A 19,893-nucleotide genomic window follows, 5' to 3' on the forward strand; every position below is an offset into this window, starting at 1 on the left:
TCATCGCCTCATCAGGGCGGTGATCGGAGCCGTACCGATCAGTCCTCAATACCGGTTCAACGTGATGCCGCTGACCTTGATTCCCAGGGCCAGTGAGAGCATCGCCCAGAAGAAAATCGCGATCAATTCACCGAGGATCAGCCCGATGAATACTTCGCGCACGCGGTCAAAGGTCGCCTTACCTCCGTAGCGCACGGTGACTTTCTTGACGATCCAGCCGAGGAAAAAGCTGAACCAGAGCTGAGCCATCAGCGGGTTGATCAGCATGATGTAGCCGATCGGATGGGGAAACCAGAAAAGCCAGGTTCGCAGATACATGGATGCCGCGACCCACACCGCCCCGATGCCCCACCAGACCGTCGTGGTGGGATTGAATTGCGCGACATCGGTGGTCGCATCACGGGCCATGTCCATCATGTAGATCGGACCGTCCGCGTAGAACCACGAGTGCATGGCGTTGGCTCCGCGGACATGCGCCAGCAGGATCGCAAAGCCCAGCGACACGACCACGCTGGCGATGATGCTCAGCACGATGCTGGTGTGATACTTGGTGCGGCTGGCTCCGACATCGGCCCGCAGCGAGGCTGCGTTGAGCAGGTTGGGAGCCATGAATGTTTTGGTGTCCAGGAAGATCACCGAGTAGATCGGAATGATCGGCCCCAGCAGTGCCGGCTTAAGCCACGCGCCCAGTCCGGTCATCTTGTAAACATGGAAAAAGCTGGTGTGCGACTGGAACCAATACACGCCGCCCTCGGCGACAATGCGCATCAGCCCGACAGTCAGCAGCGTGATGAAAAGCATGATCAGCGACGCCCATCCAAAGCCGATGCGGTTCCACGCCAGCCACGAGGTGACGACGAGCAGTGATACCGCCATACCAATGACGGGCAGGCCGATGCGGACCTTGTCCGCCAGATTTCGTCCGGCGGAGAGTCGCACGTAGTCTCTGATGCACTTGAAAAGGCTGATCGCACTGAAGAGGAACAAAGCCCCGCCGCCTTGTGCGGTCACGGGGTTATTGAGCCAGATCCAGTTGCTGGGGAAGTCGCCGCCGTTGCGACCATAACCCATCCACACCGCAATCAGAATGATGAGGCGGCCAAAGAGACAATAAAACCAGACGGAAAAACTGATTTCCAACGGCAGGAGAAACGCGATGCCGATCGCGGTGAACATGATGAAGAACCGCAGGCCGAAATCAATGTCGGACCCAAGCCCTTCCAATGCGGTGCCTGCGACCTTCGCATCAAACGCGAACCGGCTCATTCCCAGAGGCAGTGCCCAGTCGGCTGCACCAACCCAGCCGGCAGACACCGAAGCATTCCACGCCAGAACGAGAAAGCTGACCGCAAAGCCCAGCCAGAAACCCGCTCCGCGCATCATGCCCGGTATCGTGTATTTGCCCTGCTCGTCGGGCAGGAGCGACTCCGGCAGTCGGGCCAGAGGGAAGATAAGTTTTTCTCTCTGCGACCAGTAGCCCAGTACGACATAGGTCAGACAGTAGAAGAGCGCGTAGCAGCCGATCACAAAGACCAGCCAGTAGGAAAGCGGACCGATCCACGCCTTCCAAGGCACGAGGGTCGCCACACGTCCGAAGTATTTGATGAAGGAAAACCAGCCTTCCTCATCGCGCGGCGGACGGAGCGAGTGGCCGTTCTCATCTTCCGTAACGCCGATGCGAAAGACCTCGACAGCGGATTGATCCTGGATATACAGCTCGCTCTTCATGTTGGGGAAGAGCTTCTGGTCGTAGCCTTTCTGCGGTGTGTTGACGGCGGGATTGGCGGGCGTAGCGATCAGCGGAATGAGCTGCTCAGTCAAGCCGAAGGTCGAGATACCCGCGGTGACGAGCATCGACGCAAAAAGGACGGTCAATTCCGGACGGTTGAACGACCGCATGCCGATCAACCGCAGCAGTGAAAGCACGAAACCAGCCGAGAGCGTCACCACCGTAAGCGTCAGTACGCCGTTCCAGAATCCGTCAAAGGTGACGAATCGATCCAGCCCGCCCATCTTGGCGGTCACATTCAGAGCCAGCAGAACACTGATGATGAGAAACGCGACGAGACCCTTGACGCGGGAAAGAGCCAGGAGCGGATTACCCAGCAGCACGAGCAGAAAAAGGATGCCGAACGCCATCGTGGGGATGAGTGTGTCGGTCAGGGTCATCATGCGGACGTTGGAAGCGTAGATCGTGAGGATGGATTGAGCGATGCAGAGCAGAACACTCAGGGGAACGATGAGCCAGCGCACGCCAAAGCGTGCCGCGTCGCCGGCCTGCGCAGCGGTGACGGTCGCTTCCGACTTCTGCTGAAGTCTCTCGGTATCCACGCGATGGTAGGTGGTTTGGCTCATTCCACAGAGTCCCGCTGGTCTGCGGGGTTTCCGTCCTTTAATAACCCAGTGTCGTCGTACTCTTGGCGATGAGATTGATGGCGACCGCCGCCATACCTACGAGACCGACGCCCGCCGCAAAGCCCGGCAGGAGAATCATCGCGTAACGCTTGAACTTTTCCTGACCGAACTTCGGCTCAAAGTAAAACCGGCTCAACAGTGCCCCGATCAGGATCGGTATCACACTGCCGGGTGTGGTCTGTCCCAGCCCCGCCACGAAGCCGTACACCAGGAACAGCGGCGCGTTAAGGAAGCGCAGAAAGAGAAACGCCGTCAATCCGATAGCGCTGCCGATGCCGATGATGTTGAACTTGATCGACTCCAGGAACGCGCTGGTTCCGCTGAGCGTGGAGGTGGCGGTGAGGCTGAACTGCAATGCATTGGCGCGCCAGAACTCCTGTGTGTACGGATACGAAGGGCCGGGGATCGCCGCCATCCGCCAGATCACCTCGCTGAAGAGAACCGTGGTGATGATGAGGATGGGGAACACGACGATTTCCGTCTTGATGAGGCTGGATGTTTTCGTGCCGGTCAGCTCCACCGCGCGGAAGACGCTGGCCGCCCCGCCGTAGTCGTTCAGCGGAATCGGCGCAAACCAGATCGTCGCCCCCTTGTATCCCGACAGGATGAATGACGCTTCGCGCACGAGCGGGATCGACACCGACATGCCGACGATTCCCGCGAGCTTTGCGTTGATGTAGCTGATGATCGGCTGATAGACGAACCCAAACAGGAGGAAGAACCCCGCCGGGAAGCGGTCCTGATAGTTATTCGCGGCTGTACCGGGCATCATGAGCAGACAGACGCCGATGTAGGTGAATGTACTGAAGACATAGATCGACAGCGAGGTGAGGATCGACAAGTCGCCGCGTTCCCTGCTGCGGTCGCGCAGGACGCGCCACACACTGCCCCAGCTCAGCCGTTCACGTTTGACAGGCTTGGGTGAGCCAGAAAAGACGCGGAGCATCGGCTTGAGCATGGGAATGACGCTGACGATGAAGATCGCCAGCATCAGCCCGATGCCGAAAGAGAGATAAAAATCCAGCATGTTGCTGAAGTTCGTATCGACGACGCCCATACCCTCGCGCCATGTGGGCAGCATGCCGTTGCTGCGGAGCATCGGGTTGATCAACACCGTCGAGAGAAACGCGAGGAAGCCGCCGACCGCCGCCCAGAACGGCACGACAAACCCGGTGACGACGAGCGTCAGGTCAAAGACCAGGTTGATGGGTACCGCCGGCAGGAAGGACTCGGTGCTCATCGACTTGCCCAGATCAAGCCAGGGGATCGGGATGATCGTGACGCGATCGGCGAAGAGTGCTCCGGTGATCGCCGGCACACCCAGATAGATCAGGCCGAACGCCATACCCAACACACCGCCGAGCGAGAAACACCGCCAGCGCCAGCGTTGCGAGCTTTCGCGGGTTTCCGCCAGCGCGGTAACCGCCATCGCGCCTGCGGGGGCCATGGGGAACGGCAGTTTTTCAACGTGGGCGGTGATGCGGTAGAGCGCGTAACCCAAACCGAACTGGTCGATGCGTGAGATGAGCATCATCCCGACCATGAAGAGGATCGGGATGACCCAATAGGGAGTAAAGAAGGTCCTGCCGTAGAGGTCGATGTATTCCGCCGCTGGTGCAACCCACTTGGGAACCTCCGAAGCGACGCCGAATGAGATTGCTTCGGGAGAGCGGACGAAATACTGATTCCAGAGCAATCCTTGCGCTGCGCCGCCCGCCCCGCCGACCGTGATGCCGGTCATGTAGAACAGCACCATGATTTCCTGCTGCCGCAGACTCTTCATGGATCGCTTGACGATCTCGGAGAAGAGAATCACGGTAACCCACTGCGCCGCCGGCCCCAGACCCGTACCGACAAAGAGAGAGAGATAGATCGACCCAGGCACCATGATGAAGCCCAGGAAGAGCGCACCGATGACCGTCTTGATACCGAACCCATCCTCGAAGTGGTCGGGGACAGGCATGAGATTGCGATAAAGCTCCAGTTCCTTGTCCCCGGTGGACAGAGGTTTTCTGGTTTCTTCGCTTGAAGATGTTTCGACGGATGTCGCCATTAAGCGTTCCCCCCCGCCGACGCCGCGGCATCAGGTGAGCCACCGACCACCGGCAGGTTGCCCGCATCGGCGAACATCTGCTCACCCTCGTGGAAGTATGCCTCCTGAGTCGCTGCCTTCTGCGACCTCCAGCCCAGCAGCCGCTTGCGCAGTGATTCAAGGAACGGCTGGTTCACCGCGACCCAGTTACCCATTTCACCGTTGAGTCGCGTGAGATGGACCGCCAGCATATGCGACTTGACCAGCGGATCGAAGTAGGCGTAAACCTCCATTTTCTGGTTGACGCCCAGATCAAACGGTGCCGGTGCGATGTCGAAGATCATGCAGTAGGCCTTGTCGTGCCCGTCGGCGAGTGCGTGTCCCGCCGGCGCAGGCACACGTCCGACCGCGCCGACTTTCGCCAGAAATTGTCCGGTCGAGGCTTCCGAGTTCTGCTTCATGTAATCACGCAGATACGCGCACACTCCCAGCACGCGCGAGCCGTCATAGCTGAACGGGAACTGCACATAGATTTCGTTACCGATCGGCTGAGGCAGGCTCCAGCGTCGCTGGCCGCTGGGCACCGCGGCGCGGGCAGCCATCATCGCCGGATAGATTGTTGACAAGAGCACCGTGCCAATCGTCAGGAAGATCACCAGCACGACGCTCAGCGACGAGTAGTTGAGGTTCAGGTCTTTGATCAAATTGAAGTGTGTGATGATGAGGCTCAGCGTCTGGCCGATCAGATAGCCGGCGACCGAACCGACCAGACCGAATACCAGCGACTCGGCGAGGAAGAAGACCATGACATGGCCGGGGTTCAGGCCGATCGCATTGTAGATCGACACCTCTCTCCGTCGTTCCATGACCGAGCCGAGCATGGTGTTGAGAATAATGGTGGCGGCAAGAATGATCGGGATAGCGATTTTGAGAACACCGCCGACCTGAGTCGAGGTGCTCGACGCCATCGTGTACTGACCCGCCTCTACTTTTCGTTGCGTGTCGCTGGCCCCTCCATCGGTGATTGCATCCGACAGACCGACCGAAACCAGTGCCTGCTGGAACTGGATGAGGCTCTTTGCTTCCTGCCACGCCTGAGATGCTGCGGTCTCCGCGCTACGCTGATCGTTGCTTTCAAACTTCACACTCAGCGTGCGATAGTCAGCCTCACCGAAGGATCGGGCGAACTCGATGGGAACAAACGCCACGTCCACCGTGCGGGCGATACTCGTGCCGACACCGAGCAGGCTGCCGCCTTCGAGGACAGCCGTGCCTGCCGCTTCCTGAGCGGACAGGGTTTGATTGGCTTTTTCTGCGTTCGCCTGCGTCGCCTGAGAAAGCATCGGCAGCAGCGGAATATCGGAAAGGTCTCGCATCTTCGCCAGTGCAGCGTCATCCAGCAGGCCGACCAGATCGACCTCACGACCCTGCACGCGGATACGGCGCGGCTCGCCGTTTTCCAAGGTGAAGTTGCTCTTGCTGATTCCCAGCAGCGATGCTGCACTTTCCGACAGGATGATCTCCGAAGCAGCATTCGCTGAGAACCAACGCCCTGTCGTGATCGGCATGCGGCTGATGAGGCCGTCCTCATTCACTTCCATGCCCACGAGCACTTTCGCGCCCAGATGCGGGACGGCTGCGCCCACTACCTGCTTAGTCGGCACCAGGTCATAGCCAAGGTACTCTCCAAACACACCCAGCCGCTGCGTCCACGCGCGGGCGACGACCGTCGCCTTGCCCTCGTAGTGTGCCCTCAGCCGCGTCATCTGAACCGGATCAATCGCTGACAGACCGGATCGCGTGAAAACGAATCCGCTGTACGGCGTGCCCGGCCCGATCCGAACCACCGTCGGTTCGATGTCCTGCCCAACACTGATTACCGAAAGCATCGTGAACGTGACGAGGATGATCGTCGCTGTCGTCAGCGAGGTGCGGATGCGGCGGCGTTTCATGTTGTTGACGCCGACGATGAACGCCACACCCGCGAGACGGCTCTGCGGAGCTTCGACTGATTCGGTGAGCTGTGATTCTTCGACCGCCTGCGTCATGGACGTGTTGAATCGTCCGATCAAGACCGTGGCCACGAACCCCGCCAGCCCCAGAATGATGAACGCGAGGATCACCACCTCCGGCGTCTCGGCGACCTGGAACGCCGGGTGAACAAATCGCAGCACCAGAGCCATGATCGTAAACACCGCTGCGAACATCGCGAGGTTTCGATTCACGTCTGTAAACGGCGAGGTCAGCTTGGTGATGAATACACAGAACGGAATAACCAGCGCCAGGAAGATGACGACCGCCTTGGTCAGATCGTTGATCGACGCTTTACCTCGGTCGTAGCCGCGGAATGACAGGCCGCGAGCCACCTCGGCAGCGTTGAGGGCTTGAGTGTTGTGACCTTTCTCAGCGGCGGTTTTGGCGACCTCGATCGCGGCGGCGGCTTCGTTGTTGTACAGGTCCGCTGTTTCGTTCTTGACGCCGCGGGCAGTCAGCTTGTCGAGACGCACCGTCGTCAGGTTTGTCATGTCCTGCGCTGACTGAAGAACCACATTAGGCAGCCGCCCGATCGTGGGCTGGAAACCGCGTCCTTTCTCACGCTCCTCAGGGGTTCCGTTGGGATCGACATTGAGCACGATCCCGCTGCCGGTCTTGAGTTTGAAAAGCGTTCGCTTCTCAACAAAGATGCTGCCCGTACCGTCAAGCGATAAAGGCACGGCACGCGCGATCGGATCCGCCTTGACACCACTGGCCCCAAAGTGAGTCGGCGCGCTGTCCTGTCCCGCGTCGATGATGCTCACGCTTGCCAGCGGGGTCAGCGTCAGAGGCTGCGTCAGGCCGATCAGGTCCACTTTTTCAAACGCGGCAGCAACCAGCACCCGTGTCAGGTAATACGTGGTATTAGCTGCGGAAAACGTGGAGCCGATCCGCTTTTCCCAGTCCCCCCAATCGAGCGCATCCGTCAGGTGGCGGAAATCCTTGTCATATGCGAAGACCTGCGGTGCTGCGTTGCGGAAGGCTGCACCTCGGATCGTCAACGCTCCGCGGCTGTCGGCGATACCGACATAAAACGGCCTTACCTGGCCGAGCGTCATGGCGTTGTTGGGCAATTTCTGTAACGCAGGCGATACCGTCACAATCGCGCCGGGAAGCGGGGTCTGCGGAACCTGCACCGCAAACTGATCGTGACGCTTTACATCGACCGCAACCGTCAACGGCTGGAAGTTCCCCTGTGCAGCCCGAACCGTATTGGGAATCTCGTGCCAATCGATCAATCGGGGGATGTAGGCTTCGACGAACGACATAATCGCGTCGAACTTGCCGCGGTCGATCCGATCAATCGTGTCGCTGGGGGTGAACGCATACGGGCGACTGTCGCGCACCGAAGTCAGCGACATCGCCGGCACGCGGTAGGGATAAGTTACATCCGTCGCGAGGGCAAACTTACCGCCGAGGTAGGTCGTCCAGGGCAGGCCGCCGGCACCACGCACGGTGTCGGTCAGCAGGTTCGGCTTGCCTGTGGAACGGGCATAATCGTTGGCGACCTGAATGGTTTCCTTGGCGAGCAGGCGAACACGTTCAAGGTTTGGAGTCGTATCGCTGGCGTCTTCGCTGCGGAAATTTCCAACGTGGAATAGTCCGACGTGATCATTGCCGAATGCCAGATCAAAGCCGAGAAACATCGTCGCCGGCAGAGGTCGGTACTCTGCTGCGAGCACCGAATCGATGTCATCGGCATCTGCGTCTTTGACGGGCGATTGCAGCCACAGCAGACGCCGACGCAATGACAGGTTGGCGAGGTATCGCTTGCGTGCCTTTTCCAGTTCCACCGCGTCACGACCGGCGGTTTCCGAAATTTCTCTGCAGACCTCCGCCAGCCGCTGATGATGCTCCGCGGAGAGGTCGTCATATTTCACCGGCCTACCGAACTTATTGAAAAGCTTGCTGACGTCGTTGGTCACCACCGCGTAGCGGTCCAACCGGTCGATCTCCGCTTCGATGTCCGTCCGCTGCTGCGAGGTCAGACGCGGCTGACCCTCCTTTGCGCTCTTATCCGCATCGAGCTTCATCTGGAGCGTCTTGCGATCCTCCCTCGCCAGGTTCCGCATCAGGCTCAGCTTGTCCTGCACGATCTTTTTGACCGGCAGCAGCTCGGCTGCGATCTTGCGCTCCGTGTTGCGAATCTCCTCGACACGCTGGGCGTTGATCGGCTTGGAATACTCCTCCTGAATGAAGCGGGCCCGCGCCAACGCGGATTCGATGCTGTTGACATTCTGCCGCAGCTCATTGACCACAGATGCCGCATCACCAAACGCAAAATGTGCGAACTCATGCTCGCCGAGCAATGCGTTGGCGTGATCGTTGACCACGCTGATGAGCACCGGGACGCGAGGCGGATGCTTTTCAAAGTGATCGACAAGCCGCAGGATCAAAACGAGATTAGCAGCACTCTGCGCACCGGGTGCCAGCGAGGGAACCGCGGAGTTGCTGTCCTTATAAGCCTGCAAGTGCATGAGCACCGGAGTCGCGTCGGATGGGGTGCCGTCGGCTTTTGTCTCACTGCCGGGAACCAGCAGCCAATCCGTGGCGACTTCCTGCCGCTCCCATCGCCCCGGCTCTCGCGTAATCGTCACCTGGGTCGTCGAAGGAGCCGCAGCCGACGCACTCGACTCACTCTCCATGCCTGGGACGGCAGCTCCGCCCAGCACTTTTTGCAGATCCGCACGTCTTACAAAAAATCGCGGGACATTCAGCGGGGTTTCCGTCTTCTTGAGTGCCGCTTCGGTCATCGTCATCGCGGCGTTACCCGGCGGTTCGACGACGATGACGACTTTCGCCCCAAGCTGGACTGCATCGAGCCAGTGGCGTTCGCTGCTGAACTCGATGAGCACCGCGCTGCCCTGGATCGACTTACCTGCACGGGTCAACTCCTCCGGACCGCCTTTGCCGATGGAGACCAGCGGACCAGTGAATCCAGCTTCGGGGAGATTGCCGGGATCTACGAGGTTGGGCAGGAAGGGGTAGAGAGGAACGGTTTGGCCGCCAACGGTTAACTGTGCGGCACCGGGCTTGAAGACCGCTGTGGGATAGACAATGCGACCAGCCTGCCAAAGTCCGCGGGCGGCTTTGGCAGCATCCGAGTCGGCCTTCCACGCATTGATGGCGGCTTCGTTGGCGCGAGCTTCAAGCCCGGCCTGCGTACCCGTGGAGCCGGGCTTTTCGTCTTCATGCACCCAACTGGAACCGAGCCATGCTGTGATCGGAACGGAGATCGTCAGCAACGCCAACACGGTCCCCACCGCAAGTAACGAGCGGCGCTTCTGCTGTCGCCACGTGAAAACAACCAGCCCGGTCAGCAATGCCAGCGCGAGGGTAAGCGGGCCGGGTGATTTGAGAATCGAGCGTAGCAACGCCGCACTCGATCCGGTCGTGCCCGCCTGCGCTTCCGGCACGACCATGGCTGCCTGCCGAGCCTGCGAAAACGCTTCGCTGGCGGCATCGGACTTAGCAATCGCCTGCATCGCATCGGTCAACTGCCGCGGGTCGTTATTCGCCGCGACCGCCTGCTCAAAGCGATCGCGGATCATGCGGTCAACTGTTTCATTACCCGGCTGGCCGACTGCACGGCTGGGAGCCGCCTTGAGCAAGGCTTCCAACTGATTCCACGCAGCCGCCTCGGATGCGGGTTGAGCGGCCGCAGGTTGCGCGATGGCGGTTGTTGCGGTCAGGCAGATCGCAGCCATCACCGCCAGCAGAGACCACATGCGGACGATGAATGTCCCATGAGCAAAACCGGCGTGCCTGCGGGAAGCGTGCCACGCCAATCGGACATCCGATGTTGAATCCTTGTTGCTCATTCGTACTTCGTCATTCCGCAAAAAAATCAGTGCTTCTCCCCATCAATGCTGCCGACCTGGATGTTCAGATCTTCGCGTTTTTCGATGCGCTCGATCCGTCCGTCACGAATCCACACCACACGGTCACAGATGTCGAGCATCTTGTGATCGTGCGTCGCACTGATCACGGTGACCCCCATTTCATGCGACAGCCGCTTGAGCATGGCGATAATCTCAGCCCCGGTTTTCAGGTCAAGGTTGGCGGTCGGCTCGTCAGCCAGAACGATGGCGGGATTATTCGCCAACGCCCGTGCGACGGCCACACGCTGCTGCTGGCCGCCCGACATCTTGCCCGGCCGATGGCTCCATCGCTCGCCCAAGCCGACCTTCTGCAATAGCTGATATCCGCGTTCCCGTGCGTCGTCGGGATCCACATTGGCAAAGACCATCGGCATGGTCACGTTTTCGAGAGCGGTGAGTGTCGGCAGGAGGTTGAACGACTGGAAGATATAGCCGATCTTCCGGCATCGCATCCACGCCAGCTCGTAGCTGTCGAGGGCCGCGACGTCCACCTCATCAATAAACACCATCCCTTCGGACGGCTTGTCAAGCCCGCCGACCATGTTGAACAGCGTGCTCTTGCCGGAGCCGGACGGCCCCATGATGGCCATGTATTCCCCACGGTAGATGTCCAGGTCCACACCGCGCAGAGCGTGGGTTTCCTGATCCGCCATGCGGTACACCTTTTTGACGCCGAGCGTGCGCACGACGACATCGCGTGCGATGTCACTCGCTTTGGTCGTCGTCGATGTTGTTGCGCTCGTCTCGCTCATGCTGTCAAAAGTCTATTGCGATCATTGAATCGCAAACGATTTCCTATTCATCCACCCGCAGCGCATCGACCGGCCGCATTCGTGACGCGGCAAAGGCTGGATATCCCGCCCCCACCACGGACAGCACGATGCCGCCCAGCGCGGAGAGCAGAATAACCGTCAGGCTCTGCGCCATCGGGAAGTATTCGATCCCATAGCCCTTAAATTGCAGCACAGCCGCCAGCCACGCGACTATCAGCCCCAGCACGATCCCCAGTGCGGCACCGATGATGCCCAGAAACGCGGATTCGAGCAGAAACAGCTTGACCACGAGATTGTCCTGCGCACCGAGACACTTCATGGTGCCGATCTCACGGAATCGCTCGGTGACACTCATGAGCATTGCGTTGGCGATACCCACCGCGCAGGTAAGCATGGCCATGACGATCAGCCAGGTGTCCATCGGATTGCCGCTGCGGGTTTTGGCGATGTTGACACCCGCGCCGGTGAGGAGCTTGCGAAGCTCAGTTGCGGCTCGCTTGCGGTGCTCCTGCTTCAGTGCGATTCCGACCGTTTGCCGATCCTCGTCGGAACCGCCCTTGGCCCACGCCAGCGGGAGAAGAAGATCGAGGTGCTCAAAGTCGGTATCAGTAAGCCGCTCCGGGTTCGGCAGCGATTCCGCCAGACCGCGATAGCGAGCCAGCAAAGCCTCTCGAAGCTGGGCCGGCATCGCCTGCGCCTGTTCTGATTTGCCTTCGCGAATCCATGTCCCGAAGTCGATTGTCTTTTCCAGAACTCGCCGCCTCGCTTCGAGATCGTCAACCAGTTTCTGTGCTGCGGCCAACCGTTCGTTGGCACCGACGAGGTCGATCGGCAGCGTGGTTTTGTCGGCCTGGAGATCCTTGACGGCTTTATCCGCGGCATCTCTGGCGAGCTTCGCATTGCGGATCAGCTCAGGAATCGTAAACACTTCATCCGATGCGGCTTTGATGTCATCAATCGCAAGTTTTTTCGCCAGCGTCCGCTGATCTTCGAGCGGCATGCCATCGACCACATCAATGCCGGCGATGGCGGCACTGGTAGCGCGAACTTTCGCCGGATCGATCGGATCGTATTTCGCCAGCGCATCGACGCCGTTGGCGAGATTGCGCGTGAGGTAGTTGGTCAGCCCCGTGTAAGTGAGGAACGCAATCGCCAGCACGATCGAGAGCATCGTGACGACCGATCGCATCATGCGCACCTTCAACCCGCCCATCGCCAGCGCGAATAGGGTCTTGTTGGGCAGCGGCTTCCAGCCCTGGCGCAACTGCCCAAGCAGCGCGTCGCCATGCAATGCCTCGCCGTGGTGCGGGGTGGAGGTCAATGGCCACCTCCGCTACCGTTCTTTTTTCCGCTGCTGGCCTCGCCCGCGTCACCGATGCTGCCGATCTGAATATCCAGCTCGCTGCGCAGCTCGATTTTGTCGATTTTTCCGCCGCGAATGGTGACCACGCGATCGGAGACGTTGAGCATCTTGTGATCGTGCGTGGCTGAGATGATCGTCACCCCCCGCTCACGGCTGAGCTTGCTCAACCGGTCGATGATTTCCTCACCCGTGCGGGTGTCGAGATTCCCCGTCGGCTCATCCGCCAGGATGATCGCCGGATCATTGGCGAAAGACCGCGCGATCGCCACCCGCTGCTGCTGTCCGCCCGAAAGCTGGTCCGGGCGGTGGTCGAGACGATGGCCCAGCCCCACGGCTTCGAGCAGTTCCGCGGCTTTGGCGCTGGCATCAGAGACCGACATGCCGCCCAGCAGCATCGGCAGCGCAACATTCTGCTGCGCCGTCATGACCGGGATGATGTTGTAACTCTGGAAGATGTAACCGATGCAGCGATTCCGCAGCCGCGCCTGTTCGACGCGAGAGAGCATCGCAATGGTGACGCCCTGTACAGTAACGCTGCCGGTGGTCGGCGTGTCGAGTCCGCCGATCATGTTAAAGAGCGTGCTCTTGCCTGAGCCGGAAGGCCCCATGATCGAGAGGTATTCGCCGGCATAGATGTCCAGATCGACGCCGGCCAGCGCACGGACGACTTCACCGCCGACGCGATATTCGCGTGTCACGCCGCGCACCGCGACGATGACCCGTTTACCCTGACGATACTCGGCATGGGCCGCTGCCAATGGCGCGCCGCCGCCCGGTGGGGCGTCAGCGTGATTGGTCTGCGGGCCGGGTTGTCCTACCACCGAATCGACTCCGAGGGCGCCAAGGCAAGAATCGCCAATGATAACAGGAAGACGGATCGCGGAGGAACCGTCCGTTCGAGGGCTTCCGGATAAAGTCGCCCCGCTCCGATCCGCTCGGAGCTATCGCCGATTTTGACTGCATTCACGGCAACATCTCTCCGAAAAATCTCAACCAGTTGCCGTGGAAAATCTTTTTCACATCTGCCTTGCTGTAACCGCGCCGGGTCAGGATCGGCTCCAGCTTTTGCAAGCCTGCAATCGTCCCCAGATCGGCTGGCGACTGCTCCGTGCCAAACCCGCCGTCGAGATCGCTGCCGATCGAGGCGTGATCCACGCAGCCGGTGAGTTGGCAGATGTAATCAATATGGTCAGCCACATTCTCCAGTGTGACAGTCGGGTTGACCGCGGCGCTATGCTTCCAGCCTTTGATGAGCATCCAGCAGTCCATCACCACACCCAGCACCCCGCCCCGCTCGGCGATGGCTTTGATCTGCTCATCGCTGATTTGTCGGTCGCCGGGTACGAGGGAGCGACAATTGCCGTGGCTGACAAACACGCCTCGTCCGTACAAATCCAGAATCTGTGATAACGCTGTGTCTGCCGTGTGTACGAGGTCGATAATGATTCCGAGCTTGTCGAGTTTTTTCACCAGTTCCCGGCCGCGCTTGGTAAGCGGTCCATCGCCGCCGGTACCCATGGCGTACGCGCTCTGGCCGTAATGAGCCAGGCAAACGGTTCGCAAGCCCTGCTGCCACCAGTATTCCGCATCTTTGGGATCGAGAATCGGATCACCACCCTCCATGCTGAGGATGTAACCGATCGGCAGCCTGGCTCGTGCGGCGGGTGTGCGGGCTTTGACCCACTTTGCCCAGTGAGACTTGAGCGTTTTGCGGTCGCGGATCTGTTTGACCTGACCGCGCGATTCGAGGATCTGGTAATAAGCCGCCTGTCCACGCGCCGCTGCGCTGGCGATCTCCTGATTGGCGTAGTCGAGGTTTTCACGCAGCAGCGTCGGTTGACGCTTGCGCATCACCAGAGGCGAGACGTTGGCGTCCGAAAGATCATCGCCATAACCCGGCAAGGCCCGCGCGAGCACCGTCGCCAGACAGATGCCGATGTCACCTCGCCGCATTTCCGGCAGACTCACGGTGTTACGCGTGCGCGACTTGCCCGTCATGCCTTCCTCACGCTTACGCAGCGCATCAACGGAAGCGGTCTGGTCGCGGTCAAACGCCAGCGCATTCCATGAGAGGTCGAGATGGGCATCAATCAATGGGATCGTCATGGGGTATCGTTCTCGCGAGACAAGAAGATTTTTCGTACCGGTCGGATGAAGTTTTCCGTTCTCAGGCAAACCACGCATGCTCAAGTCGGAAAATCATCGCAACCGCCTGCCGAGAGAGCAATTACCACAAGTCGCGGACTAAGCCTTCCCTCAGCGGGATGCGGATCGTAACCAATGGACGGGAAAAGTGCTGTTCTCTGGTTCGACGGGGAAAACCACGACATTCAACCGGGCACAAGGACGTCTCGACTCACCCATCGAATTGCTGCGTGAAATGCTTAACGTCAGACTTCCGCTGTTTTGTTGCACAACGTCCCGAACAGCGTGAGAGCCGCGGCCCGTTCGATCCGCACCTCGACGATTGAGCCAACCAGCGAATCATCTCCCTCAAAGCAGACGATCAAATCGCCGTCGGTTCGTCCCGTAAGCTGGGTGGCAGGTTGTTCCCATCCGAGCAGAACGCTCGCGCCATGGCCGGCATCACGGGCCCGCTTTTCCTTCTCGCTTACCGACTCGACAAATACTCGAACAGTCTGGCCGACACATTCCCGGTGAACCTCCGCACTGATTTGACTCTGAATCGAGAGCAACTCGTTGTTTCGCAGCTTCTTGATCTCATCGGGGACATCATCATCGAAGCGATCAATGGCTGCGGTGCCGGGGCGAGGTGAATACTTGAAAATAAAGGCGTTCTTGAATCGACCAAAGCGCAGCAGTTCAGCCGTCGCCCGGTGGTCTTCCTCCGTCTCGGTGGGAAAGCCGCAGATGATGTCCGTCGCCAACTGAACATCGGGCAGGTAACGGCGAACCCGTTTGAGCAGTTCGCGGTACTCCGCAACGGTGTAGCCACGATTCATCAGTTTCAGGATGCGATCCGAGCCGGACTGTACGGGGAGATGGATGTAGCGGCAGATACGCGGCCGCTCCGCCATCACCTGGAGGATGTCATCACCAAAGTCACGAGGGAAATTGGTGACGAATCGCAGACGCTCAAGCGTCGGAATTTCGTCATGGATTCGCGCCAGGAGTCTGGCGAAAGAGGTCACGTCCGCTGCTCCGACCGTGGAGGCATGACCTCGGCCCGCACCCTGACTCACCACGCTGCCGATCTGCGGCTGTTGGACGCCGTTGACCACCACTGCCGCCGCGTGGTCGTAGTGGTAATGGTTCACCGTCTGACCGAGCAGCGTGATTTCAACGACGCCTGCGTCAACCAGCTTGCGACATTCTTCGATGATGTGGTCAGGCGGGCGGTGGACCTCCGCACCGCGCGTGTTGGGGACGACACAGTAGGTGCAGAACTTGTTGCATCCGCGCGTGATCCGCACGTAAGCGGAACCGTGAAACTCCTCCGGGCTGAACGACCGTGACAAGTCCAGCATTTCCAGTTGATCTTCCGCTGCAGCAAGCGTGGATGAGCGGCGGTGGGTATTCCCCTGGAGAGCCGATTGCGCCATGCGTACGCCGCCTCGCTTTTCCCAGTTGGTCTTCACCACGTTATCAATGAGCATCGGCACCTTATCAAGCTCACCGGGTCCGCAGAGCAGATCGACCTGGGGATGTTTGCGCACCATGTCAAGGCCGTCTCGTTCCGCCATGCAGCCGATGATGCCGAGGATGATTTCGGGGCGATCGCGTTTGAGCAGCCCCACTTCACCGATGCGGGAGTAAACCTTGTTCTCCGCCTGCTCGCGTACCGAGCAGGTGTTGTAGAGCACGACATCAGCAGCCTGCCAGTCGTCGATAAAGCGATAGCCCAGGGCCATGAGCTGACCGCGAACGAGCTGAGTATCCAGCACATTCATCTGACAGCCGAAGGTCTCCAGATAGACGCTCAGGCCGTCCGAAGCTGCGGGTTTTGCTGGTGTTTGGTTATCCATACAGTCATGGCCCGGACAGGCAGGAATTGTAGCCATCGGAGATTCATCGAGCACGGCAGCGTGTGCCGATAATTCCACCACGATGTTTGCCGCGCTTACCGACTGGTTTGACCGTCTGCTGGCCCCGGTGCCCGGGCTGCTGTTGATTTCCGCAGGCATGCTGATGGTCGGTGCTGCGGTACTCATGCCCTCGTGGCTTGAAACCCGCGAGCTGACCTGGAAGCGTGAGTTGATGAAGATGCAGTCGGAGAAACTCGAACAACAGGCAAACAACTATCGTGATTTCAATAAAGCACTGGCAACCGATGACCCCGTGCTGCTTGAACGGCTGGCGTTCTACCATCTACATCTGAAGCCCGTCGGCGCGACGCCGCTGGTATCACAGCCAAGGGCGACGAATGCCTCAATCCGTGGCCGCCAAACGACTGCGGTCCCGGTCTGGCAGGCGAAGATTCCGACGATCGAGCAGATGCTCCACCAGCCGCTGCCCCAGCCGGGAGTGAACACGCCTGTCTATCAGCCGATCAAGACTCGACTCGTGACGCTGACCACCGGCCCGATGCGCTTCGTCGTGATCCTGGCGGGGTTGGCGTGCCTGGGTGCCGGCCTGATCGCGCCCAATCCAAGAAAAGAAATCCACAAACGACACGCCCTGGAATTACCGAATTCCGACTTCGTGCCGGCTGTACTCGATGACGATGACTTTTCTCACGCGATGCCTTGAATCAACAAGCGACTCGCGCACTCTCCAACAACACGATTGCGACAGGTGACGATCCGACTTGCGGGAAAAGCGAGTCGGTAATGCAGCTTTATTCTTCTTTGGGCTGCGTCGCCGGAGCTGTGGTGGACTCGACTCGTCCGCCTTCCGCCCGCCAAAGCTCCACACCGCCGCGGAAAAGAAAGACGTTGATGTAGCCCATCGCCATCAGTTTCTTGGCCGCCGCAACCGCGACCGCATCACTGAAATCCGTGCCGTACACCACGATGTTGCGTGCCTTGGCCAACTCAGGATGTCCGGGGATCAAATCACGGATCGGGATATGCACCGCGTCGTGGATATGGCCGCGGGCGTAACGATCCTCAATTCTCGGATCGAGGAGATAGGTCGGTCCCTTTTTGCGGTTTTCCAGCAAATCACGGAGCGGTTTGTATTGAAGCTCCTTGACATCTTCATCGCTGACCTTGGGCATATCGGTGCAGCCGACCAGCAGTGCCAGCAACAAACCGCCGACAACCATTGACAAAGAAAGTCGGGAAGCGGATTTCGGGGCGGATGAGATTGATCGGCCTGGATGGGTGTTCATCAGCAACTCCTCACCGTCATGAATCAGACTCGGATGGGCAGAATGACAAATGGTATTCCGCGCAGGTAAAACTTTCGCTGAAGCGCGAACACCGTGTAGTTGTGCAAAAAGCGAATCAACCACGAATCATTGGGGAACACAAGCTGGCCGCCGAAAAACACACTCTGCGGAAACTTTTCGAGAATCTTCGGCGCCAGGTCAACGGCTTCCTGCACGATGTCCACGCCGAGGCTTGAGACCGCTTCGGCGTAGAAGCCGTTCTGCTGCATAAAGTCCACGTATCGCCGTCCGTCGTCGGCGACTTTTTCTTTCAGCGCTGCGATTTCCGCGGCCCCCTTGAACACGCCGGCATCAATCGCGCCGACCTGCACGAAAACAAAGTTCTTGAAGATTCCTGAAAACAGACGGACGATCGAGAAAAGCGTGTGCAGCCCGACACCGCTGAAACCGTTGACCAGAACGACCGCTGTTTTCCCGGATGGATCAAATGCCGGCGGGACGACCGGTTTGCCATCGCTGGACACCGGGGCAGGGGTTGATTCGGCGACGCGCACCAGGCCGTCAAGCCGCTTGAGCAGTGCTCCGGTCTTGCGGTAGTGGTGCCTGATTCCCATAACCACGATGACAAGCACGCTGGTGATGGCGAGCGTGATCCACGCGCCGGCTGCGAATTTGATCACAACGATGGAAATGAGGATCCCGGCGCAGAGCACCAGACCCACACCGTTGACGAGGAACTTGTGTTTCCAGTTGGAATCGCTGCGGCGCACCTGCCACCAGTGCCGGACCATGCCAGCCTGTGAGAGGGTGAAGGTAATAAAGACGTTGATCGAGTAGAGCACGACAAGGAACCGCACGACGCCCTGCGGGTCGAGCGAGTGCGCCAGAAACAGGACCAGCGCGCCGGCTGCACCCATGAAAAGCACGCCGTTCTGCGTCACAAACCGATCAGACAGCGTGGCGAACCGCTTGGGGAGCCACGAGTCGAGGGCCATATTCGCCGACACACGCGGCCCGTCCATGAATCCTGCCTGCGCTGCGATAAACAGCAGCATCGCTTCCGACAGCAGCGTCACAAAGACAAAGGTCCGGCTTGGACCGTATCCCCAGCCGGCACTCAACCGCTCGAAAAGCACCGCGTTTAGCGTCTTGCCCTCCACATGATGCTCATGCACCTCGTAGAGCAGATAGGCGATCATGAGACCCATGACGGTGACCGCCAGGGAGAAGGCCATGTACCGCATTGTGCGCTTGGCGGTCTGAACGCGAGGCTCCCGGAAAATCTGCAGACCGTTCGACACCGCCTCGATTCCCGTGAACGTACCGGCACCCATGCTGTATGCCTTGAGCACGATCTTGAGCAGCACGAAAACGCCGATGAAGCCCGCGCCATTATCACGCCACGCCTGCCCGACATCCGTTACCGCGTTTCGCGCCAGGTCATCGAAATGAAAAATGTGAGTGAATATCGCGTAGAGGATGACGAAGGCGTGGGTGATGACGAATACCAGGAAGATCGGCACCAGCGGCAGGACCGATTCCTTGACCCCGCGCACGTTCATCAGGGTCAGCAGACAGACTCCGACGAGAGCCGTCGGAAACTTGAACATCGAATAGCTTGGATCGAAAAAGCTGAACAGCGCATCCGCACCGCTGGCGATGGAGATCGTGATGGTCAGGATGTAGTCCACCAGCAGCGCGCAGCCCGACAGCGCGCCGAGGCTGGGGCTGAGGAGTTTGGTGGCGACGAGATAACCGCCGCCGCCGCTGGGGAAGAGTTCGATGATCTGGGAATAGCTTGTCGAGATGACAAAGATCGTCGCCACCGTACCCAAGCCGACAAAGAGTGCGAGGTAAGGGTGCGTGCTGACAGCCATGAACGCTTCTTCGGGGCCGTAGCACGAGGACGACAAACCGTCCGCCCCCAGCCCCACCCATGCGAAAAAAGCGATCAGCGACAGGTGATGGAAAAGCGACTGATCTTCCGGGTTTTTAGCCCTGCCGATCAGGATACGCTTGAGGCGTTGAAAAATCGTTGGATTGGATTCTTGGGGATCCATGAGTGAATTGCAGACCGGTCAGGCTCCCTCTCCCGCACACAG

The 19,893-nt window shown here is 59.5% G+C and carries 11 protein-coding genes; 1 reads left to right on the forward strand and 10 read right to left on the reverse strand.

What is annotated here, in order from left to right:
- Window positions 1–45 precede the first annotated feature (45 nt).
- From IT444_04090 to IT444_04125, 8 genes are all read right to left on the reverse strand, one after another.
- Window positions 46–2,355 carry a hypothetical protein gene (locus tag IT444_04090; protein ID MCC7191945.1) on the reverse strand — a complete coding sequence of 770 codons (2,310 nt, stop codon included), beginning with the start codon at window positions 2,353–2,355 and terminating at the stop codon, window positions 46–48.
- A gap of 37 nt (window positions 2,356–2,392) precedes the next feature.
- Window positions 2,393–4,468, reverse strand: coding sequence for a hypothetical protein (locus IT444_04095; GenBank protein ID MCC7191946.1), 2,076 nt, complete (start codon window positions 4,466–4,468; stop codon window positions 2,393–2,395).
- The gene (locus tag IT444_04100) at window positions 4,468–10,302 is read right to left on the reverse strand and encodes an ABC transporter permease (GenBank protein ID MCC7191947.1); all 5,835 of its coding nucleotides are present in this window, start codon (window positions 10,300–10,302) and stop codon (window positions 4,468–4,470) included. Before IT444_04100 ends, IT444_04095 begins: the two co-directional genes overlap by 1 nt.
- Before the next feature lie 26 nt (window positions 10,303–10,328).
- The gene (locus IT444_04105; GenBank protein ID MCC7191948.1) at window positions 10,329–11,114 is read right to left on the reverse strand and encodes an ABC transporter ATP-binding protein; all 786 of its coding nucleotides are present in this window, start codon (window positions 11,112–11,114) and stop codon (window positions 10,329–10,331) included.
- A gap of 43 nt (window positions 11,115–11,157) precedes the next feature.
- Entirely contained in the window at window positions 11,158–12,456 is a 1,299-nt protein-coding gene (locus IT444_04110) for an ABC transporter permease (GenBank protein ID MCC7191949.1), read from the reverse strand.
- A complete protein-coding gene (locus tag IT444_04115) occupies window positions 12,453–13,214 on the reverse strand; it encodes an ABC transporter ATP-binding protein (protein MCC7191950.1) in 762 nt (253 codons plus the stop codon). Before IT444_04115 ends, IT444_04110 begins: the two co-directional genes overlap by 4 nt.
- A 247-nt stretch (window positions 13,215–13,461) precedes the next feature.
- On the reverse strand, window positions 13,462–14,604 hold the full coding sequence (locus IT444_04120; GenBank protein ID MCC7191951.1) for a membrane dipeptidase: 1,143 nt from the start codon (window positions 14,602–14,604) through the stop codon (window positions 13,462–13,464).
- A gap of 284 nt (window positions 14,605–14,888) precedes the next feature.
- The gene (locus IT444_04125; protein MCC7191952.1) at window positions 14,889–16,484 is read right to left on the reverse strand and encodes a MiaB/RimO family radical SAM methylthiotransferase; all 1,596 of its coding nucleotides are present in this window, start codon (window positions 16,482–16,484) and stop codon (window positions 14,889–14,891) included.
- 82 nt (window positions 16,485–16,566) lie between these two features.
- On the opposite strand from IT444_04125, the gene IT444_04130 reads away from it, so the two are divergent.
- Entirely contained in the window at window positions 16,567–17,208 is a 642-nt protein-coding gene (locus IT444_04130; protein ID MCC7191953.1) for a hypothetical protein, read from the forward strand.
- A gap of 88 nt (window positions 17,209–17,296) precedes the next feature.
- Here the strand turns inward: IT444_04130 and IT444_04135 are convergent, their stop codons facing one another.
- Entirely contained in the window at window positions 17,297–17,791 is a 495-nt protein-coding gene (locus tag IT444_04135) for a rhodanese-like domain-containing protein (GenBank protein ID MCC7191954.1), read from the reverse strand.
- 23 nt (window positions 17,792–17,814) lie between these two features.
- Window positions 17,815–19,851: an APC family permease gene (locus tag IT444_04140; GenBank protein ID MCC7191955.1), complete on the reverse strand. Its 2,037-nt coding sequence runs from the start codon at window positions 19,849–19,851 to the stop codon at window positions 17,815–17,817.
- Between the last annotated feature and the right edge of the window lie 42 nt (window positions 19,852–19,893).

It is taken from the genome of Phycisphaeraceae bacterium, assembly GCA_020851465.1.
Classification (GTDB): domain Bacteria; phylum Planctomycetota; class Phycisphaerae; order Phycisphaerales; family Phycisphaeraceae; genus JADZCR01.